Source organism: Synechococcus sp. WH 7805, assembly GCF_000153285.1.
Lineage (GTDB): Bacteria > Cyanobacteriota > Cyanobacteriia > PCC-6307 > Cyanobiaceae > Synechococcus_C.
The window spans coordinates 331,926-349,662 of the sequence record NZ_CH724168.1; the positions used below are offsets into that span (position 1 = coordinate 331,926).

Below are 17,737 nucleotides of genomic sequence, written 5' to 3' on the forward strand. Positions count from 1 at the left end.
GTCGGTGGATCGCAGTGCTCACCGGCGCTATTTCGATTCTGATCGGGGTGCTCTATCTCGGTTTGATCACGGTTCTCGATAGCCGCGGTCCGATGCGTCCCCCTCCGCCTGAGGCCCTGGTCGGGGCGGAAGTCGTTTCTTCACCTGCTGTTGAAGGGGGTCCACCACCCGTCGCAGCGCAGTCTCAAGAAATTCCTTCAGTGAGCGATCGCGACGGTTGAGGTCGTAATGCCTCAACACAACGTCTTGAACGCCGCCATCGCCCCAATCTTGATCCTGTTGAAAGAACGTGATGAAGCTGGCACCGGCGATCCTGGTGAGCCATCCAGCCGCCACACCCTGGACTGCCCTGCCCAGCAGAAGCGTGGGAAGGTTCACGCTCAGTGCTGTTCCAATGATGGCCACCCCACCTTTCACAACGCCAAGGCCTGCCAACGTTCTCCCCACTGAGATCGCTAATTCCTGCGCCCTTGCACGCGTGAGTTGAACGCCATACACAGCAGCCACCTCCATCACCATCTGGGCATTGACCGCAGCTGTTCCGAGCAGATCCACTCCCGGTAAGGGAGTGGCTGCCACCACACCTGCGCTGATCCACGTGTAGCGATCGACGATGCGACGGCCCTCCCTCTCCCTTTGCCGATCGAGAAGGCTGCGGCCGGTCTCACCAAGCGATCGGCACTGAAGAAGGATGTTGTCGGCAAGCAGCTCCTCGCCGTCTTGATGCAGGACGACGGCCAGGCGTCTGAGCAGCTGCCCGACCTCCGCAGGTGGCTGGAGAGGTTTCTGGCCTGGTCTCGGCAGAGACTGGGGTGCTGCACTCGTGCCGACCACATCCTCGGGGGCCAGCCATCCCAGGCAGCGTTCCCGCAGCAGCATCATCAGCCGTCGCTCCTCTTCCTCACCCCTCAGATCGCATTTGTTCAGGACAAGGAGCAGCCTTTTGCCAAGACCAGAGAGACTTTGGACAACGGCCAGTTCCTGGCTGCGCAGATCACCATCCACGACAACCAACATCAGATCAGCGCGCGATGCCCTTCGTCTGGCTTGTTGCTCGCGGGTGCGGCCATCCTGTCCTCCTTCAAGGATTCCGGGTGTATCCACAAGAAGCACGCCTCGCTCCAAGCCTTTCAGTCTCAGGCGATAGGAGCGGATTTCATTGGTCGATCCCATGGATGCCCCAACCTTGCCCACGATGTCCTGCAACAGGGCACGGATCAAGGAGGTCTTTCCGCTTGATCCGGTCCCGAACACCACCACTTCCAGATCGCCACGCTCGAGTTGCTGAGCCACCCGCTCCCGTTCTTCCTGCAATGATCGGCGCGCGACATCGTCCTGAAGTCGAGCGAGAAGTCGGTCCACACTGTCGAGACTCTGACGGGCTGCTTCCCGTCGGTTGCCAGGTGGTTCGGGGCGATCAGAGTCCGCCACCTGAGAGCGGCGTCCTTGCTTCCAGCGTTTCAGCCACGGAACACCCACTTGGATCAGTGCCGCCACCAGGAGCACTGTCCCGATGAGAAGTACGGGGCCAACGAGCCATGGGGGTAGCCAGTAGCTGAGATCCCAAAGCAGGTTGCGGATGGCCTGAAGCACCAAGCCGATCACCATCAAAGCGACCAGAGCAGCGGTTCCTGCCAGTAGCAAGCGGGTCTGCTGTTTCATCCGCTTGTTATCGCGTATTGAGCCCGCCGCGTCCTGCCGATCGGATGATCTCGCCCCAGAGCGAGGCCGCAAGAGCACTTGAGCTGGTCGATGGGCTGTTGTCGTCGTTTCCTAGCCAGATACCCAGCACCCAGTGAAGACTTGGTTCGTAGCCGATGAACAAAAGATCGCGCCCGTCATTGGTGGTTCCGGTTTTTCCTCCTTCCTGACCTCCAAGAGACGCTCCTGTTCCTGTGCCGTTTCTCACCACCGCTCTCAACATGGCCTGCATCTGTTTGGCAACCTCTGGACGGATGGCCTGACGGCCGGCATTGACGCTGTTCCCTGTTGCGCCACTGAGACTGGTGCATCCCAGCTGATTGTCCTGTCGGCAGGTTTCAGCATCCAAGAGACGTCGGATGGTGGTGGGTGGTTTCCACAGCCCTTTGTTGACCACGGCGGCATAGGCGCTCGTGAGCTCGATTAAGCGCACCTCGCTTTGCCCGAGAGCTAGACCGGGAACAGGGTCCAAAGGGGTTGTGATTCCCAAGGCACGAGCCTGACGGACCACTTGCTCGAGTCCCACACGCTTGGCCAGTCGTAGAGCAGCGGTGTTGCTGCTCGACGCAAAAGCATTGGTGAGCGTCAGACGCCCTTTGCAAGGACTTTCAAACCGCTGTCCCCCCCATTCCATAGCGCTGCAGTCGATGCTCTCACCGGGCTTGATTCCTCGGTCCAGAGCAGCGAGGTACGTCATGAGCTTGAAGGTGCTTCCTGGCTGTCGCATCGCCATGGAGGCACGGTTGAACTGACTGAATCGGTAGTCGCGTCCACCCGCAATTGCCAGAACTCCACCACTGCGACTATCGATCACGACCGCAGCACCCTCACTGACACCAAGTCCGCCGGCATTGCTGATCAAGTTGCGAAGGCGCCGCTCAATCACGCTCTGAAGAACCGGATCAAGGTGGGTTTCGATCAGAAAATTGCCTTCCGCTGCCACCTCGGGGCCTACCAAAGCCGTCAGGTCTCTTCGAACCTGGTCGGTGTAAAAGGGAGCGGATCGACGCGTGGCTTTGCTGCTGCAGGCCGTTTGAGCCAGCTTGATGGGCTGACGCCGCGCAGCGCGTGCTTCATCCAAGGAGAGACGGCCGGCGTCGGCCATTTTGTTGAGAACCCTGTTGCGGGCTTCGAGGGCTCGCTGCGGAAACTGACAGGGGTCATGGCCGTTGGGCGATGGCAACAGGCCCACCAACAGCGCCGCTTCCTCCACCGTGAGCGATCCGGCTGATTTGTTGAAAAAAGTTCGGGCTGCATCGTCGAAGCCCCATCCCACGCCGAGATAAACCCTGTTGAGGTAGCTCAGAAGAAGTTCACCTTTGCTGAAGCGACTTTCCAGCTGCAGGGCGACGAGCAGTTCTCTCCATTTCCGGCCCAGAGTGTCCCCCTCCCCGACCAGATCCGGGTAAAGGCTTCTGGCCAGTTGCTGGGTGAGACTGCTTCCACCTTCCAGAACCTTGCCACCACTCAGGTTTGTGGCGAAGGCCCGCACCGTTCCAATCGGATCAACTCCTGGGTGCCACCAGAAACGGTTGTCTTCACTGCTGAGCAGAGCATTGATCAGAAATGGTGAAAAATCCGACAGAGAGGGAAGTTCGCGGTGGCGACTGGAATCAACGGAATCAAGAGGTTTGTTGTTGCCGTCGTAGATGGCCACCGGTCCGCGCACAGTGGCCAGTCGTCCCCGAACGGGAACATCCAGGCCAGCCAGAAGCAGCAGGGTGCCTGATCCTCCGAGGGCCAGTAGAAGTCCGATGCCGAGCCAGCGTCGGAACCGCTGCACAGCACGATCGGCTGGGTTTTCAAACAGGAGGGTTGGTGCTCCGGCTTCACTAGAAGGAGCCAGGCTGATTCGGTCGCCGTCTTTCAGCTCAATGTCCCTGACCCTGCGACCCTTCCACCAGAGCCCATTGGTTGAGTCCAGATCCTGGAGCCGCCACCGCCGATTGCGGCGCTGCAGCATCGCGTGCTGCCTGCTCACGGCGGGATGCTCGATGCAGATTTCCAAGTCATGATCGCGACCGATTCGGTACCCCTCTCCATGCAAATGAAGGTTGTGATCGGGGAAGTCGTGCTGATGAATGGTCAGTCGGGCCGTGCCCTGATCCTCTGAATTAGGCGTTGCCATGGCGTTCATGGAAGGCGTCGATGGCGAAGCAGATGACGGCGAGATTGATAACGACATCAGCCCAGTTGAAAATGGGGAAGTTGATCGGAATCAGTTCAAGAAAATCGGTGACATAACCCAATCGCCAGCGATCAATACCATTGCCGAGGGTTCCCCCGAGCAGAAAAGCGAGAGCCAGTCCCATCCAAAGACCACGTTTGGGCTGACTCCAGATCCAGCCTGTGACTCCAAGCGTCACCAGCAAGCTGAGCACACCAAGCCAGAGCGTGGAATCGGTGAACAAACTGAAAGCGGCTCCACTGTTCTGCACGAGACGCAGCTGCAGAAATCCGGGAATGAACGACACCGGCCTGCCAAGGATCAAGGCGGAATGAGCCCAGTACTTGCTCCACTGGTCAAGAATCACCATCAAGGCGCTGATGAGGAGCAGTGATCCGCGCCCTAAAGAACGGTGGCTGCGTTTCATTGATCGTCCTGCTGCGTTCATTCCACCCACAGGAGACTCCGGATCCCACGGGCCAGAAGACCCGCCGCGCAGCAAAGAGCGAGTTGAGCGGCCAGAGGTCCCAGGCTGTAACTGAACAAGAGTTCGGCAAGGGGGGCCTGCCATCGTTCGAACTCAGCACCGATGATGAGATTGAGCAGACCGCACACTTGGATGATCAGCAGACCCGTCATGGCGGCCAACGTGAGTCGGGTGATGTCATTCATGCCGCTCTGCTGGGACAACCGTCCTGTCAGCCATGCTGCGGGAACAAATCCCGCTAGGTATCCGAACCCCGGTGTGAGCACGTAAGCAAAGCCCCCGCCACCGTGAAACACAGGGAGATCGACCAGACCGATGGTCAGGTAAGCAACCGAAGCGATCACACCGGCTCGAGGTCCTGCCACCAGGGAGCAGATGAGCAGTGCCGGAACCTGCCAGGTACTGGGCAGAGACAACACCGGTGGCGGGAGTTCAGGCAATGGAATCACCAGGGCAGCCTGAATGAGGCTCCCCACAAGAATCAGGAACAGTCCGGCGACAGCGCCGCTCCACGTGGCTATAGCCCTCACGGGCAGTCGTCAGCTGGCACCATCCTGCTGTAAGAGGAAGGCATTGCCCAGCTTTCATGACCGTTTCCATTGGTGACCATGTGCGACTGCTCCGCGCCCAGCCCTACCTGAAGACAGCGGATCCGATGCCGATGCTCCGTCCTCCCGATCTCGTGGATCTCGATGACGTCGGCATCGTTGTTTCTCTGCTCCCTGCAGAAACCGTCGCAGTGCGTTTCTCCCGCGGAACATTTCTCTTGGCGGTTGATGCGTTGTCCCTTGTCGACAATCAAGCGTCAAGTTGACGGAAATGGTCCATTTCTCCAAACGGATTCGAGTCTGTTCAGAGTTGAACTGGGCCCACAAAGACTGAGCGTCGGCTTCTTCAGGTGCTGGCGGGCTGCCGTTCTGAGATCGACACCTGTGAGGTTGTCGAGTTGATCGAGACAGCGGCGATCGTGATCATCCGGTAGCCCTAGCCCGCGGAGCTGGGCACGACGCTCCGCCCGCTGGCCCGTGGTCTGGGAGGCGTGAGCGAGCTGTCCTCGGAATTTGGCCATTGCCAAATCCAGGTCCCTCTTCGCAATCACGGTGTCCAGAAGCTCTTCCCAGCTCTTCATCAACAGTTCGAGGCTCAGTTGCGCGCGTTCCACGCCTGTGGAGGCGTGCATCACGAAAGGAGCCGAATGCTGTCTGGCTGGATGGTGAACTCCCACGTCGTAAGCAACACCATGGTCTTCCCGGAGACGTCTGAACAGAAGGCTCGACATCCCCGATCCCAGGTGTGCGTGCAGCACTCTCAACGCCAGATCATCCGGATGGCCGTGGGGCAAGGTGGCTTGACCGAGCATCATCACAACCTGTTCCGTCTCCACTGGGTTCAGTGTCAACGAACTGTCTGGTTGTCCTGGATCGGCTGTCCAGTCTGGTGAGTGTGAGGTCTTCTCTCGCCTGCCTGATTCTTCGTAGCTCTCCAGAATCGTCTGAATTCCCTCAGGAAGCGTTCCGGACAGGGCTAGAACAGATCCACCGTCATTGAGTCTGTCCGCAAGGGCGATGAGGTGATCGTGATGAAGGTTCTCTAAATCCCCCGGGACCCCGAGAGGATCGTGTCCATAGGGACCCTGGCCATAGGCAAGTTGTCGCCAGCCATCAAAAGCGCGTTGGAACGGATCTTCCTGCTGCCGTTGGAGAGCCTGAAGGCTGAGTTCCTTTTCCAGCGCAATCTGAGCTGGGTTCAGATGCGGCTGCTGCAGCATCCATCCAAGAATCGGCAGAAGCCTTTCGGCGTCGGTTTGCGTGCATTTGAGGCTCACCAGAATTCCATCTTCATGGGTATCGCAACGAAGCCCTGCTCCGCAGCCCTCCACCAAATCCGCCAGCTGGACATGGTCCAGCGGTCCACAGCCGCGACTGAGAACGGAGCCGAGGAGTTGATGGCCACCCCGCTGTCCGAGAGGATCTGCACCACTTCCCCGTCGGATCCAGAGCTTTGCGGATAAGACGCCGGTCGTTGCGACCGGGTCAATGACCAACTCAGTGATTCCGTTCATGTTGTTTCCGCAGGGCGGGCGATCAAGGTGAACGCCTGGTCTGGCTGGAGTCGTTGCATCACTTGCTCCTGCAGAGCCGTCGCACTCCACAGTTCGAGATCGTTGAGTGGTTCAAGCAGCTGCCGCTGCCGCCCCCAAACGGCCTGAGAGCCTGCGCAGGCCGCCACCGATCCCGGGGCTTCAAGGCTGAAGCGGTAGCCATTGCCCACAAGTTGCAGAGCCCGGCTCCGTTCCTCCTCCAGCATCGGTTCCTCGGCGCTGCGCAGCAGTTCCTGATTGATCTCCTGTTCAACCCGTTCCAACTGTTCTTCCGGGCAGCATGCCTCCAGCATCACCAGGCTTCCCTGCTCGAGTGTCGTCACGTCCATGTCGATGGATTCGACGATCTGCAGATCTTCGCGGAGACGTTGCACCAGCCGGCTCCTGCGACCTTCAGACAGAATCGTCGTCGCTAAGTCTGCTCCTGCTACTCCGATTGGATCGGAAGCTGCAGCGGTTGGCCAGACCATCACTAAGCGCGCAGACTCAAGCCTGGGAAATCCGTGGCATTCCCTTCCGCTTTGAAAAGGCAGCTGCTCCGTTGAGCGGCTGCCTTCGCCAGGCGGGTTCGGAAGTGAGGGATCAGCCCCGTTGCTCAATGCTGTGAGCGCGCTCCCCCGGACTTGGCTGATCAGGTCAGTAGGAATGGCTCCAGCTACGGCAAGGCAGCAGTTCGGACCCTGGTAGCGGCGTTGGTGATAGCGACGCATTCCCTGGGGGTTCATTCCTTTCAGGCTGGAGTCGATTCCCAGAACCGGGCGCCCATAGGGGTGTTTGGGGAAGCAGCGTTCCAGCACTTTCTGAAACACCAGATCATCGGGTTGATCGCGGTACTGGGCAATTTCCTCCAGAACCACCTCACGCTCCATGGAGAACGAACCTTCATCGAGGGAGGGATGCAGGACCAGATCAAGCAACAGGTCCAACGCTGCTGATGTTTCCTTGGGTGGAACAAGAACATGGAAGTGCACGTCATCGAAACCGGTGGCGGCGTTGCTGCTGCCGCCGAGAGCTTCGATTTGGCGGTCGAAATCACCTGGTTGCAACCGTTCACTCCCCTTGAACACCATGTGCTCGAGAAAGTGAGCCATGCCCTCTTCACCGCTCTGTTCCCAGAAGCTGCCCCCCCGGCACCAGAAATCAAGGCAGATGAGACTGGCTCCCGGAAGATCTGCGGACACCAGGGTGCTGCCGTTTGTGAAAGTGAAGTATTCCAGTAGAGGACCGGATGAGATCGCTGTCAGGGTCCCGTGGCAAAGTCCCATTCTGTGCAATGACGGATCGGATTGATGCCTGAGTCCTCGAGTGGCCCGGAGCTTCATCCGTTGCTGGTGTCCCTGGCCGATCGCATCCGTCGGTGTCGTGAGGGCCTTCCCGAGTTACAGGACCGCGCGATTCCTGCGGATCTCGAGGAGATCATCGGCAGTCTTGATGGGGAGGCTTTGTTCATCCGCAATGAGGTGCACAGCTGTCGCGGACTGCGCAAGATGCATCTCGAAACGGCCCGACTCGGAGTCGGCCTGCAGATTCTCCACTGCGTGTTCTTCCCTGACCCACGCTTCGATCTTCCTGTGTTCGGAGCTGACATCGTTGCCAGTCCAGCCGGCATTTCCGCGGCCATCGTTGATCTTTCTCCCGTTGGTGAGCACCTTCCTGCTGCGATCGACGCAGGCCTCAGCAACATCGACATTCCTGCCTTTGAACAGGTTCGTGATCTCCCTGCCTGGGCCACGATTTTTTCACCATTCGTGTGCTTTATCAGACCTGCCAATCGCGTCGAACAGGATTGGTTTGTGGCGCTTGTTGAGACCTACCTGAGCATCTTGAGTCGTGCTGTGGAGTGTGCACAACCATCGGAGGCCAGCGATCCGCTTACGATTGCCCGATACCACGGGCAGGTGTCGTATTGCCAGCAACAGAAACGCAACGACAAAACCCGGCGGGTTCTGGAGAAAGCCTTCGGAACGAACTGGGCCGATCGGTACATCGAAGAGCTTCTTTTCGACGAACCAGCCTGCCCTTGATGTCGCGTCGGGCGATGTGGATCGGGGCGGGTACGCTCTCGTTCCTCGTCATCGTTGGGACTGTTGTTTATCTCCAACGGCCTGCCACTGTTGTCGCGGAGGCTCCTCAGACCGATGTGCCCCGACCACCGGAGGCTGTGGCGGCTCTGGGACGACTTCGCCCTCTTGGAGAGATTCGCCGCCTTGCGGCACCGGTCAGCGGCTTCGGAGGCACCCCCCGAGTTTCGAAGCTTCTGGTGAATGAGGGGGATGCGATCACCCGTGGCCAGGTGCTGGCTGTCTTCGATAGCCGCCCCCAGATTGAAGCTGATCTTTCGGCTCTTGATGCTCAGATTCGCTCTGTGGAGACGGAAATTCCTTTGCTTCGCCGACAGGTATTGCGCTATTCACAGGCTGCCAAAGTTGGCGCCGCTTCGATGGTGATTCTTGAAGAGAAGCAGAACGCCTTGACGTTGTCTCAACGTAAGCGCATCGAGCTGATCGCCGAACGTCGCATCCTTGAAGCCGACCTGGCGGACAGTGAACTGAAGTCTCCGATCGATGGCACCGTGCTCAAATTGCATGCCAGGGTCGGGGAGCGTCCCGGTGCCGATGGTGTGCTCGAAGTGGGCGCCAGCCAGTCGATGGAGGCCTTGATTGAGGTGTATGAATCCGACATCAACCGGATTGCTGTTGATGATCCGGTGACGCTTGTTAGCGAGAACGGTGGATTTGAAGGAAGCCTCACGGGGCGCGTCGAACGCATCAGCCCCCAGGTGAGACAACGGGAGGTTTTGTCCACGAACCCCACAGGTGATGCCGATGCCAGGGTTGTCGAGGTTCAGGTGAGCCTTGATCGCGATTCGGCACGTCGGGTTGAAACGTTGGCTGGTCTGAAAGTGATTGCTCGCTTCAAAGCCCCATGAGCGGTGGATTCTGGTCTAGCCGAGGCATTCCCCTGGCTTCACTGATGTTGATCCGACAGCCTGTGCGCTTGGCTGTTGCTCTAGCTGGAATCAGTTTTGCTGGAATCCTGATGTTCATGCAGTTGGGATTCAGAGACGGATTGTTTGATGCCAGTGTCACTGTGCATCGCTTATTTGATGCCGACATTGTTCTAATCAGCCCGCGTTCTACCAGTTCGGTGAGTATGGCTGGCTTTCCTAAAAGGCGGCTTGTACAGACCATGGCGCTTCCGGAAGTGGAAGGCATTACTCCTGTGAACTGGAATCTTCTCCTCTGGAGAAATCCTGAAACCCGTGGAACTCGATCCATTCTTGCTCTCGGCTTCGAACCTGGTGATCCTTTATTTACCGATCCGACTTTGTCGCCCAAAGCCAAGAAGCTCACTCAAAAAGGCAGAGTTCTGTTTGATGAAAAATCGCGTCCTGAGTTCGGGCCTGTTGCTGAGTGGTTCCGCGAAGGTCGCGTTGTGGAAAGCGAAATTGCTGGCAAGCGTGTTCGTGTTGCCGGCCTGATTGGACTTGGAACGTCCTTCGGTGCCGATGGAAATCTCCTGACCAGCAGCGAAACATTCCTTGAACTGCTCCCCAACACGCCCCCTGGAAGCATTGAGGTGGGATTGATTCGCCTCAAGGCCGATGCAGACCCTGCATTGGCTGTGGAGCGCTTAAAGACCTTGCTCCCAGATGACGTCTCCGTTTTGACAAAACAAGGCTTCATCGATTTTGAGCAGAATTATTGGAAAACCGGTACTTCGATTGGCTTCATCTTCACCCTCGGAGCCGCCATGGGTTTCGTGGTGGGGTGTGTGATCGTTTACCAGGTGCTCTATTCCGATGTGAGTGATCACCTGCCTGAATACGCCACGTTGATGGCAATGGGATATCGCCTCAACACACTTCTCGGCGTTGTGGTTCGTGAAGGATTACTGCTTGCTCTCTTCGGATATCTGCCGGCCTATGCCGCCGGCCAAGGTCTGTACCTGCTCGTTAGGAATGCAACCCAGCTTCCTGTTGCCATGGATTTCAGCCGAGCTTTCACAGTGTTCACCATGATTTTGATTATGTGCATGGCGTCGGCGGGATTGGCGATGCGTCGCCTCGTGGATGCTGACCCGGCGGAGATCTTCTGATGTCAAGCAGCGCGCTTTCAGAGTCGATCCACAAGCCAGGCTCTCGACAGGAGCTCAGTGTGCGTATCAGTGGCTTGAGTCACTGGTACGGAAAGGGTTCGAACCGTCGGCAGGTGTTGCAGGGAGTTGATCTAGAGATCGCTGCCGGTGAAGTGGTGCTTCTGACAGGGCCATCCGGATGTGGAAAGACCACGCTGCTCACGTTGATCGGAGCTTTGCGTCAAGTGCAGCAGGGCGACGTTCGCGTGTTCGGTCAGCAGTTGCAGGGAGCTAGACGGGGCCAGCGGCAGAGGCTTCGGCGCCGGATCGGGATGATCTTTCAGGGCCACAATCTTCTCCGTTGCCTCACAGCCGAGCAGAACGTTCAGATGGGTGCCGATCTTCTCCCCGGATTCAGTTATCGGGGCCGGCGTGATCAAGCCAGGCAGTGGTTGCGTGCTGTTGGCCTGGACGATGAACTCGGCAAACTCCCCCACGATCTCTCAGGGGGACAGAAACAGCGCGTCGCCATTGCCCGAGCGCTTGCCGCCAGGCCCAAACTCTTGCTGGCTGATGAACCCACGGCCGCTCTCGACAGCGCAACGGGGCGAGAAGTGGTGGAATTGTTGAAACGTTTGGCGAGGGAACAATCCTGTTCCGTCCTCATGGTTACCCACGATCCCAGGATTCTCGATGTGGCCGATCGTTTGGTGCGGATGGAAGATGGCCGCCTTTTTCAGGCCATTGAGTAGGTTGGGGTGACAACAGGAACCGTTTCAACCAACGCATGTCCAAGCGCAGAAACCTCAAGAAAGAAAAGCAGGAGCGCAACCGCGCCTACGCACGCAAGTTCAAGAAGCGCAAGATGCGCAATGACGGTCGTGGCGAAGGTGCTGGCAACGGTGTCACAGGGACTGCCAACAATGGTGGTGCCGCCGATTGAGTTCCGGCTTTGCTGTTAGAGGGGGGGCTACCCCCCTCTTTTTTTGTGCCCTTAGGCTGACGTCAATCGGATCACCGTGAAGCGCGGATGTTCATCAGCGTTGTCATTCCCACCTACAACCGACGCTCGATCCTGGAAAAGTGCCTGCTTGCACTGGAAGGGCAGACTCCAAGTGGGGAGATTGAAAATTATGAGGTGGTCGTTGTCGACGACGGCTCCACCGATGGAACGCCGGACTGGTTGAGAGCCTCAAGCAGTCGTTTCCCCAGCATGCGTCTGATCGAACAGAGCCACGGTGGACCCGCTGAAGGTCGGAACCGCGGCGTCAGTCACGCTCGGGGTGACGTCATTGTCTTCATCGACAGTGATCTGGTGGTTACACCAACGTTTCTGGCCAGTCATGCCAAAGCGCTCTCTGCTCAGTGGCGTCGAAGCGGACATCGTTTGTGCTTCACCTACGGCGCTGTGATCAATACTGCGAATTTTGAGAATCCAACGCAGGAGCGGCACAAGCTTCGAGATCTCTCCTGGGCTTATTTCGCAACCGGCAACGTCGCCATCGACCGCTCCGTTCTCGAGCAGTCCGGTCTTTTTGATACGGGATTCCGTCTCTATGGCTGGGAAGATCTTGAACTTGGTGAACGTCTGAGGCAGATGGGTGTGGAGCTCGTTCGCTGTCCTGAAGCTGTCGGCTATCACTGGCATCCCGCGTTCCGGCTTGAGCAAATTCCCGATCTGATTCGTGTGGAGAAAGAGCGCGCGCGGATGGGCCTTGTCTTCTACAGAAAGCATCCCAGTCGCCGAGTACGCATGATTATTCAGTTCACTTGGATGCACAGGGTTCTCTGGTCCGTTTTGACCCTGGGAGGTTTGGTCAATGAGCGATCACTCAAGCCGCTTCTCTCCTGGCTCATCCATCGAGGACAGCCCTCTCTGGCCCTCGAACTTCTGCGCCTCCCCTTGAACCGACTGGGCGTTGAGGCTCTCTACAGCGAGGCCAGGGCCAACGGTCTGCATTAAACCGACCGTTTGATAAATTCAAGACGTTCTCTCAAACCGCACACCTGTCTGTTTCGGGTGCTGATCGTCTGGGCATAAGCCCGCACGTGATCCCTGACAGGTGGAGGCCAACCCGAAACCTCAAACAATTATGGCTGTTGTCACTCTCTCTGAGATGATGGAGGCTGGTGCCCACTTTGGTCACCAGACTCGTCGTTGGAATCCCAAAATGTCGCGCTACATCTACTGCGCGCGGAATGGGGTTCACATCATTGATCTTGTGCAGACCGCTGTCTGCATGAATAACGCCTACAAATGGGTGCGTTCTGCTGCGAGGAGCGGCAAACGTTTTCTCTTTGTCGGCACGAAGAAACAAGCTTCTGAAGTGGTGGCTCTAGAGGCCACACGCTGTGGTGGGTCGTACGTCAATCAACGCTGGTTGGGCGGCATGCTGACCAACTGGACCACGATGAAAGCCAGAATCGATCGCCTCAAGGATCTTGAGCGCATGGAGGCAAGCGGAGCGATCGCCATGCGTCCCAAGAAGGAGGGCGCCGTTCTACGTCGTGAACTTGACCGTCTCCAGAAATATCTGGGCGGCCTCAAGAACATGCGTCGTCTTCCCGATGTAGTGGTGCTGGTTGATCAGCGTCGTGAAACCAATGCGGTGCTCGAGGCCCGCAAATTGGATATTCCTCTGGTCTCCATGCTGGACACCAACTGTGATCCTGATCTTTGCGAGGTTCCCATCCCCTGCAACGACGATGCCGTGCGTTCCGTTCAGCTGGTGCTGAGCCGTCTCGCCGATGCCATCAATGAAGGCCGTCATGGCTCCAATGAACAGCGTGGTGGTGACGACAGCGAAGGCTGAGTCCCTCGAGCCGCTAAGTTCACGCCGCCCTTCCGAATGTTTGGAAAGGCGGCTTTTTGCCCAAACACTCCCCTCCTTCTCTTCTGATGGCCGCTGCCGTATCCGCCAAGCTCGTTAAGGACCTGCGCGACAAGACCGGCGCTGGAATGATGGATTGCAAGAAAGCACTTGCAGCCACTGACGGCGATGCTGACAAAGCCATCGAATGGCTTCGTCAGAAAGGTATCGCCAGCGCTGAGAAAAAGTCAGGACGCACCGCTGCGGAAGGTGCTGTTGGCAGCTACATCCACACCGGAGCCCGTGTTGGCGTGCTGATCGAAGTCAACTGTGAAACCGACTTCGTCGCCCGAGGCGAGATGTTCCAGGAGTTGCTCAGGGACGTGGCCATGCAAGTGGCTGCCTGCCCAGGTGTGGAGTATGTCAACACCGATGAGATTCCTTCCGAGATCCGTGAGCGAGAGAAGGCCATTGAGATGGGACGTGATGATCTCGATGGCAAACCTGAGCAAATGAAGGAAAAGATTGTCGAAGGTCGGATCAACAAGCGACTCAAAGAACTGGCCCTGATGGAGCAACCCTTCATCAAAGACAGTTCTCTCACCGTTGCCGAACTCGTCAAGCAGACGGCAGGAAAGATCGGTGAAAATGTGAAGGTGCGTCGCTTCACTCGTTACACCCTCGGTGAGGGCATCGAAGTGGAAGACAACGATTTTGCCGCTGAAGTGGCATCCATGACCAAGGGCTGATTTTGGAGGTTCACTCGGAGAGTCGCCATCGTCATGATCCAGACCTCCAGCTGGAGCGTTTGGCCAAGCGATGTCGCTCTCTATCCCCCTCGATTTACCGGGAGCAAGCGCTCTACCTTCAGATTGTTCGCGATCAGCTCCCCAAGGCCGTCCGAACCGCGATCAAGCATCTTCTCTGTGACCCCGATGTGGACGCACGGATCCGCAGAGGGGATGGCCTGAAAAGCATCCATCTCCGGGTTGATGCACTTGTTCAGAAAACCACCACCTTGATCACTGTCGAGCAGCTGCTCGTCACGGCCGAACGTTTAAGGGCGGATGCCCAGCGCAGCCGCCTCCTCCAGGTTCAGGCAATGGCCAGTTCCTCTGAAACGCTGGTTGCCTCAGAGCCCTGTCATGAAATTCATCTCGGACTGTCGCTTCCCCTCGATCGTCCTGACTTGATCGATGGTTTGGTCCCTGACCCGCAATCTTCAGACCGTGGTGGAGCTGAAGCGGATCAGTTCTCTAAGGAAGAACAACCACCGATTCAAGAGGCTACGGAACTGGATCTGCTCCGTTCCCTGTTTGTCTTGGCCAGTGAGTCAATGGAAACAAGAGAGGCCCAGGTGTCTTCCGGTGAAGCCATGACACCTTCGGAGAGCTCGTTGCTGCGGTCGGTTTCATCATCGAATCAGTTGATGCCAGCGTCACCGAGCGATCTGCTGGCCTGGATTGAGGGACTTGATGCAGCCCTTTGCAGACGCCTCCGCAATCTTTCCCATGCGCTCAATGTGGAGCTGATGCGCGCGGGAATCATCAGAAGTCTTCTACCCATCCAGTTGTTGGAGGCCGCCATGAACGGTCAGCTGCCGTCTCAGGCTTCCCAGTCCAATCTTCTGAGACTCCATCTCCCGCTGCCCGTTGCTGCTGATGAGCAGTCCTTTGAAAGCCACTGCCTACTTCTGCGCAGCTCTGAGCTGGAATTCGATCATCCCTCTCTGCGCCGTTGCCGCGAACGCATTCAGCAGCAACGGCGTTATCTCTCCACTCTTGTGGTTAAGGAGCGACACTGGCAACGTCGCTCAAGCACCAGGGAGGTTCAAACCCATTGGTGGCCCAACCGAACGGAGATCCCTCCGCGCCATTGAGTCCTGGCCTGGATCATCAGGCTCTGGAGCGTTTTCAGATCTGGATTCGCCCGCTCCAGCAGGCGCTGTCGCTTGAGGCGGAGCGAGGATTCGTCAATGTTCAAGGCCGGCAGGAGACATTCCACAGTTTCCTAAGCCGTGAATTGGGTGCACCACCAGGAATTCCTTTTCCGCCCGATTGCAAGGAACGCCTGCAGGCGTTCTCCAATGATTTTCAGTCCTATCCCTCTCTCAGTGATGCAGCGCGTCGGCGCCTAGTCACCACGGTGAGGCAGTGGCTCCATGCCCTTCGTCAGCGCCTGGAACCCACCCGACCGATGGCACCTCCCAAATTGAAGGTTGCCACGAGCAGCCCGGCAGCTCCAGCGACTCACCACGGAATCATGCCGTTGGACGCACCACTGTCACGGGTCCGTGGCATCGGCCCCAAGCAGGCGGAACGCCTGGCCAGCCTCGGTCTCCTGGTGGTCAGAGATCTATTGCTTCATTACCCCAGGGACTATGTGGATTACTCCGCCTTGCGCCGGATTGAGGCCTTGGTTCCCGGGGAAACAGCCACCATCGTTGCCACCGTCCGTCGCTGTCACGGCTTCACGAGTCCGAGAAATCCCAATCTCTCCATTCTCGAGCTGCAGCTTCAGGACCCCACCGGACGCATCAAGGTCAGTCGTTTTCTGGCAGGTCGGCGTTTCAGCAATCCCTCCTATCTCCATGGACAGACCCGGCTCTATCCAAATGGAGCCACCGTTGCAGTGAGCGGTCTGGTCAAGGATGGTCCCTACGGCCTGAGCTTTCAGGATCCGCTAATTGAAGTGATGGAGAGTGCTCAGGCCCCCTTGCAATCCAAACGCATTGGCAGGCTGTTGCCGGTGTACTCCCTGACGGAAGGTCTGACGGCCGATCGTTTCAGAACCTTGGTGGAAGCGGCGCTGCCATCCGTCCGTCTCTGGCCTGAACCACTGCCACCTCAAAGACGCCAAGCTAGGCAGCTGCTGGACAGGCATCAGGCGCTGACGGCCATTCATCGACCGGAGACGTCCGAGCAGCTTCAGCAGGCCCGTCACCGTCTTGTCTTTGATGAATTTCTGCTGCTTCAGCTCGGATTGATGCAACGCAGGGCGGCACTGCGTCAGCGAGCGGCACCATCACTGAGGATCGCCTCGGATCGCGACGGTCTCTTGGCTCGCTTCCTTGACAATCTTCCATTCCAATTCACAGGGGCACAGACCAGAGTGTTGGCGGAGATCGATGAGGATCTCGAGCGCTCGGAGCCTATGGCCAGGCTGGTGCAGGGTGATGTGGGCAGTGGGAAAACGGTTGTTGCTGTTGCTGCCTTGCTCAAGGCCATCCAGGCCGGATGGCAAGGGGCAATGATGGCCCCGACGGAGGTGCTTGCGGAACAGCACTACCGCAGTCTCTGCCAGTGGCTTCCTCCTTTGCATGTCACGGTTGAGCTCCTGACCGGTTCCACACCTCTCAAGAAACGGAGGCAGCTTCTCGCTGATGTGGCTTCAGGGGGCTGCAAGGTTCTTGTGGGAACTCACGCCCTGCTGGAGGACCCTGTTGCGTTCGAGCGTCTTGGATTGGTGGTGGTGGATGAGCAGCACCGGTTCGGTGTTCGCCAACGCAATCGACTGCTTGGAAAAGGTCTCCAGCCCCATCTCCTCACGATGACAGCGACACCGATCCCGCGAACGCTGGCTCTGTCACTCCATGGAGATCTGGATGTCAGTCAGATCGATGAACTTCCGCCGGGACGAACGCCGATCTTGACCACGATGTTGGCAGGCTCGGAGCGTGATCAGGCCTACAGCGTGATCCGTGAGGAGGTGGAGAAGGGCCAGAGGGCTTATGTGGTGCTTCCGCTTGTGGAGGAGTCAGAAAAAATGGACCTTAGGTCTGCCGTTGACGTGCATCGTCAGCTTGAGGAGGAGGAGTTTCCGGATCTCAAGGTCGGGCTCCTGCACGGACGCCTGCCGAGTGCGGAGAAGCAGGCGGTGATCCAGGCTTTCGCGCGCGGGGAAACGCAGGTTTTGGTGTCCACCACTGTTGTGGAGGTTGGTGTGGATGTTCCTGAAGCGAGCGTGATGATGATTGATCATGCTGATCGTTTCGGACTGGCACAGCTTCACCAACTGCGAGGTCGAGTCGGCCGCGGTGCTGCGGCATCCCGCTGCCTGTTGATTAACGACAGCCGTAATCCGCTAGCTCGACAGAGACTTGAGGTGTTGGTGCGTTCCACGGACGGTTTCGAGATCGCCGAAATGGACCTCAGGCTTCGTGGCCCCGGGCAAGTGCTGGGAACCCGCCAATCTGGTTTGCCAGACCTGGCATTGGCCAGCCTGGCGGATGATGGCTCCGTTTTGGAGGAGGCCCGGGACGAAGCGGCCGATATCCTCCGCAACGATCCTGATCTGAACAATCACCCGGTGCTTCGCTGCTTGCTCGATGATCAACGCAACCGTGTGACCTCAGCAGCGCAGTTGAACTGATGCCCCGTTCAGTCTGGATCTAA

17 protein-coding genes are annotated in these 17,737 nt (G+C 58.0%); 11 read left to right on the forward strand and 6 right to left on the reverse strand.

Going from position 1 to position 17,737, the window contains the following annotated elements; all coding sequences use genetic code 11:
- Positions 1-66: 66 nt before the first annotated feature.
- Genes WH7805_RS02045 through WH7805_RS02060 form a run of 4 tightly spaced genes read right to left on the reverse strand, consistent with a single transcriptional unit; the run spans position 67 to position 4,885 of the window.
- Positions 67-1,662: a YcjF family protein gene (locus WH7805_RS02045; RefSeq protein ID WP_006041276.1), complete on the reverse strand. Its 1,596-nt coding sequence runs from the start codon at positions 1,660-1,662 to the stop codon at positions 67-69.
- 7 nt (positions 1,663-1,669) lie between these two features.
- A complete protein-coding gene (locus WH7805_RS02050; protein ID WP_006041277.1) occupies positions 1,670-3,838 on the reverse strand; it encodes a transglycosylase domain-containing protein in 2,169 nt (722 codons plus the stop codon).
- Positions 3,816-4,295, reverse strand: coding sequence for a signal peptidase II (gene lspA / locus WH7805_RS02055; RefSeq protein ID WP_006041278.1), 480 nt, complete (start codon positions 4,293-4,295; stop codon positions 3,816-3,818). Before lspA ends, WH7805_RS02050 begins: the two co-directional genes overlap by 23 nt.
- Before the next feature lie 17 nt (positions 4,296-4,312).
- Positions 4,313-4,885: a biotin transporter BioY gene (locus tag WH7805_RS02060; protein WP_038004272.1), complete on the reverse strand. Its 573-nt coding sequence runs from the start codon at positions 4,883-4,885 to the stop codon at positions 4,313-4,315.
- A 56-nt stretch (positions 4,886-4,941) separates the two neighbouring features.
- Between WH7805_RS02060 and WH7805_RS02065 the strand changes: the two genes are divergently transcribed.
- Entirely contained in the window at positions 4,942-5,169 is a 228-nt protein-coding gene (locus WH7805_RS02065) for a DUF3148 domain-containing protein (RefSeq protein WP_006041280.1), read from the forward strand.
- On the opposite strand, the gene WH7805_RS02070 is transcribed toward WH7805_RS02065, so the two are convergent.
- Positions 5,161-6,417, reverse strand: a complete 1,257-nt coding sequence (locus WH7805_RS02070) for a pitrilysin family protein (RefSeq protein WP_006041281.1) — start codon at positions 6,415-6,417, stop codon at positions 5,161-5,163. The genes WH7805_RS02065 and WH7805_RS02070 overlap by 9 nt on opposite strands.
- On the reverse strand, positions 6,414-7,721 hold the full coding sequence (locus tag WH7805_RS02075; protein WP_006041282.1) for a pitrilysin family protein: 1,308 nt from the start codon (positions 7,719-7,721) through the stop codon (positions 6,414-6,416). The genes WH7805_RS02070 and WH7805_RS02075 overlap by 4 nt, the downstream gene beginning before the upstream one ends.
- 24 nt (positions 7,722-7,745) lie before the next feature.
- Between WH7805_RS02075 and WH7805_RS02080 the strand changes: the two genes are divergently transcribed.
- From WH7805_RS02080 to recG, 10 genes are all read left to right on the forward strand, one after another.
- Positions 7,746-8,480, forward strand: a complete 735-nt coding sequence (locus WH7805_RS02080; RefSeq protein WP_038004275.1) for a phycocyanobilin:ferredoxin oxidoreductase — start codon at positions 7,746-7,748, stop codon at positions 8,478-8,480.
- A complete protein-coding gene (locus WH7805_RS02085; RefSeq protein WP_038004278.1) occupies positions 8,480-9,385 on the forward strand; it encodes an HlyD family efflux transporter periplasmic adaptor subunit in 906 nt (301 codons plus the stop codon). Before WH7805_RS02080 ends, WH7805_RS02085 begins: the two co-directional genes overlap by 1 nt.
- Positions 9,382-10,554 (forward strand): ABC transporter permease DevC, encoded by a 1,173-nt coding sequence (devC, locus tag WH7805_RS02090; RefSeq protein ID WP_006041285.1) that lies wholly within the window; start codon positions 9,382-9,384, stop codon positions 10,552-10,554. The genes WH7805_RS02085 and devC overlap by 4 nt, the downstream gene beginning before the upstream one ends.
- Positions 10,554-11,285: a DevA family ABC transporter ATP-binding protein gene (locus tag WH7805_RS02095; protein WP_006041286.1), complete on the forward strand. Its 732-nt coding sequence runs from the start codon at positions 10,554-10,556 to the stop codon at positions 11,283-11,285. Before devC ends, WH7805_RS02095 begins: the two co-directional genes overlap by 1 nt.
- Positions 11,286-11,320: 35 nt before the next feature.
- Positions 11,321-11,476, forward strand: coding sequence for a hypothetical protein (locus tag WH7805_RS14265; protein WP_006041287.1), 156 nt, complete (start codon positions 11,321-11,323; stop codon positions 11,474-11,476).
- 87 nt (positions 11,477-11,563) lie between these two features.
- Positions 11,564-12,496 carry a glycosyltransferase family 2 protein gene (locus WH7805_RS02100; protein ID WP_006041288.1) on the forward strand — a complete coding sequence of 311 codons (933 nt, stop codon included), beginning with the start codon at positions 11,564-11,566 and terminating at the stop codon, positions 12,494-12,496.
- 130 nt (positions 12,497-12,626) lie between these two features.
- The gene (rpsB, locus tag WH7805_RS02105; protein ID WP_006041289.1) at positions 12,627-13,346 is read left to right on the forward strand and encodes a 30S ribosomal protein S2; all 720 of its coding nucleotides are present in this window, start codon (positions 12,627-12,629) and stop codon (positions 13,344-13,346) included.
- Between the two features lie 86 nt (positions 13,347-13,432).
- Complete coding sequence (tsf, locus tag WH7805_RS02110) at positions 13,433-14,092, forward strand: translation elongation factor Ts (RefSeq protein ID WP_006041290.1); 660 nt, start codon at positions 13,433-13,435, stop codon at positions 14,090-14,092.
- Between the two features lie 2 nt (positions 14,093-14,094).
- The gene (locus tag WH7805_RS02115) at positions 14,095-15,222 is read left to right on the forward strand and encodes a hypothetical protein (protein ID WP_006041291.1); all 1,128 of its coding nucleotides are present in this window, start codon (positions 14,095-14,097) and stop codon (positions 15,220-15,222) included.
- On the forward strand, positions 15,183-17,714 hold the full coding sequence (gene recG, locus WH7805_RS02120) for an ATP-dependent DNA helicase RecG (RefSeq protein ID WP_038004280.1): 2,532 nt from the start codon (positions 15,183-15,185) through the stop codon (positions 17,712-17,714). Before WH7805_RS02115 ends, recG begins: the two co-directional genes overlap by 40 nt.
- Positions 17,715-17,737: the final 23 nt, after the last annotated feature.

Bases quoted from the DNA above. Each gene is read 5' to 3' on its own strand.
- WH7805_RS02100 (WP_006041288.1), top strand. From the start codon at position 11,564: ATGTTCATCAGCGTTGTCATTCCCACCTACAACCGACGCTCGATCCTG.
- lspA (WP_006041278.1), bottom strand. From the start codon at position 4,295: ATGAAACGCAGCCACCGTTCTTTAGGGCGCGGATCACTGCTCCTCATC.
- WH7805_RS02065 (WP_006041280.1), top strand. From the start codon at position 4,942: ATGACCGTTTCCATTGGTGACCATGTGCGACTGCTCCGCGCCCAGCCC.
- WH7805_RS02080 (WP_038004275.1), top strand. From the start codon at position 7,746: ATGCCTGAGTCCTCGAGTGGCCCGGAGCTTCATCCGTTGCTGGTGTCC.
- WH7805_RS14265 (WP_006041287.1), top strand. From the start codon at position 11,321: ATGTCCAAGCGCAGAAACCTCAAGAAAGAAAAGCAGGAGCGCAACCGC.
- WH7805_RS02075 (WP_006041282.1), bottom strand. From the start codon at position 7,721: ATGGGACTTTGCCACGGGACCCTGACAGCGATCTCATCCGGTCCTCTA.
- WH7805_RS02045 (WP_006041276.1), bottom strand. From the start codon at position 1,662: ATGAAACAGCAGACCCGCTTGCTACTGGCAGGAACCGCTGCTCTGGTC.
- devC (WP_006041285.1), top strand. From the start codon at position 9,382: ATGAGCGGTGGATTCTGGTCTAGCCGAGGCATTCCCCTGGCTTCACTG.
- WH7805_RS02095 (WP_006041286.1), top strand. From the start codon at position 10,554: ATGTCAAGCAGCGCGCTTTCAGAGTCGATCCACAAGCCAGGCTCTCGA.
- WH7805_RS02050 (WP_006041277.1), bottom strand. From the start codon at position 3,838: ATGAACGCCATGGCAACGCCTAATTCAGAGGATCAGGGCACGGCCCGA.
- tsf (WP_006041290.1), top strand. From the start codon at position 13,433: ATGGCCGCTGCCGTATCCGCCAAGCTCGTTAAGGACCTGCGCGACAAG.
- WH7805_RS02070 (WP_006041281.1), bottom strand. From the start codon at position 6,417: ATGAACGGAATCACTGAGTTGGTCATTGACCCGGTCGCAACGACCGGC.
- rpsB (WP_006041289.1), top strand. From the start codon at position 12,627: ATGGCTGTTGTCACTCTCTCTGAGATGATGGAGGCTGGTGCCCACTTT.
- WH7805_RS02085 (WP_038004278.1), top strand. From the start codon at position 8,480: ATGTCGCGTCGGGCGATGTGGATCGGGGCGGGTACGCTCTCGTTCCTC.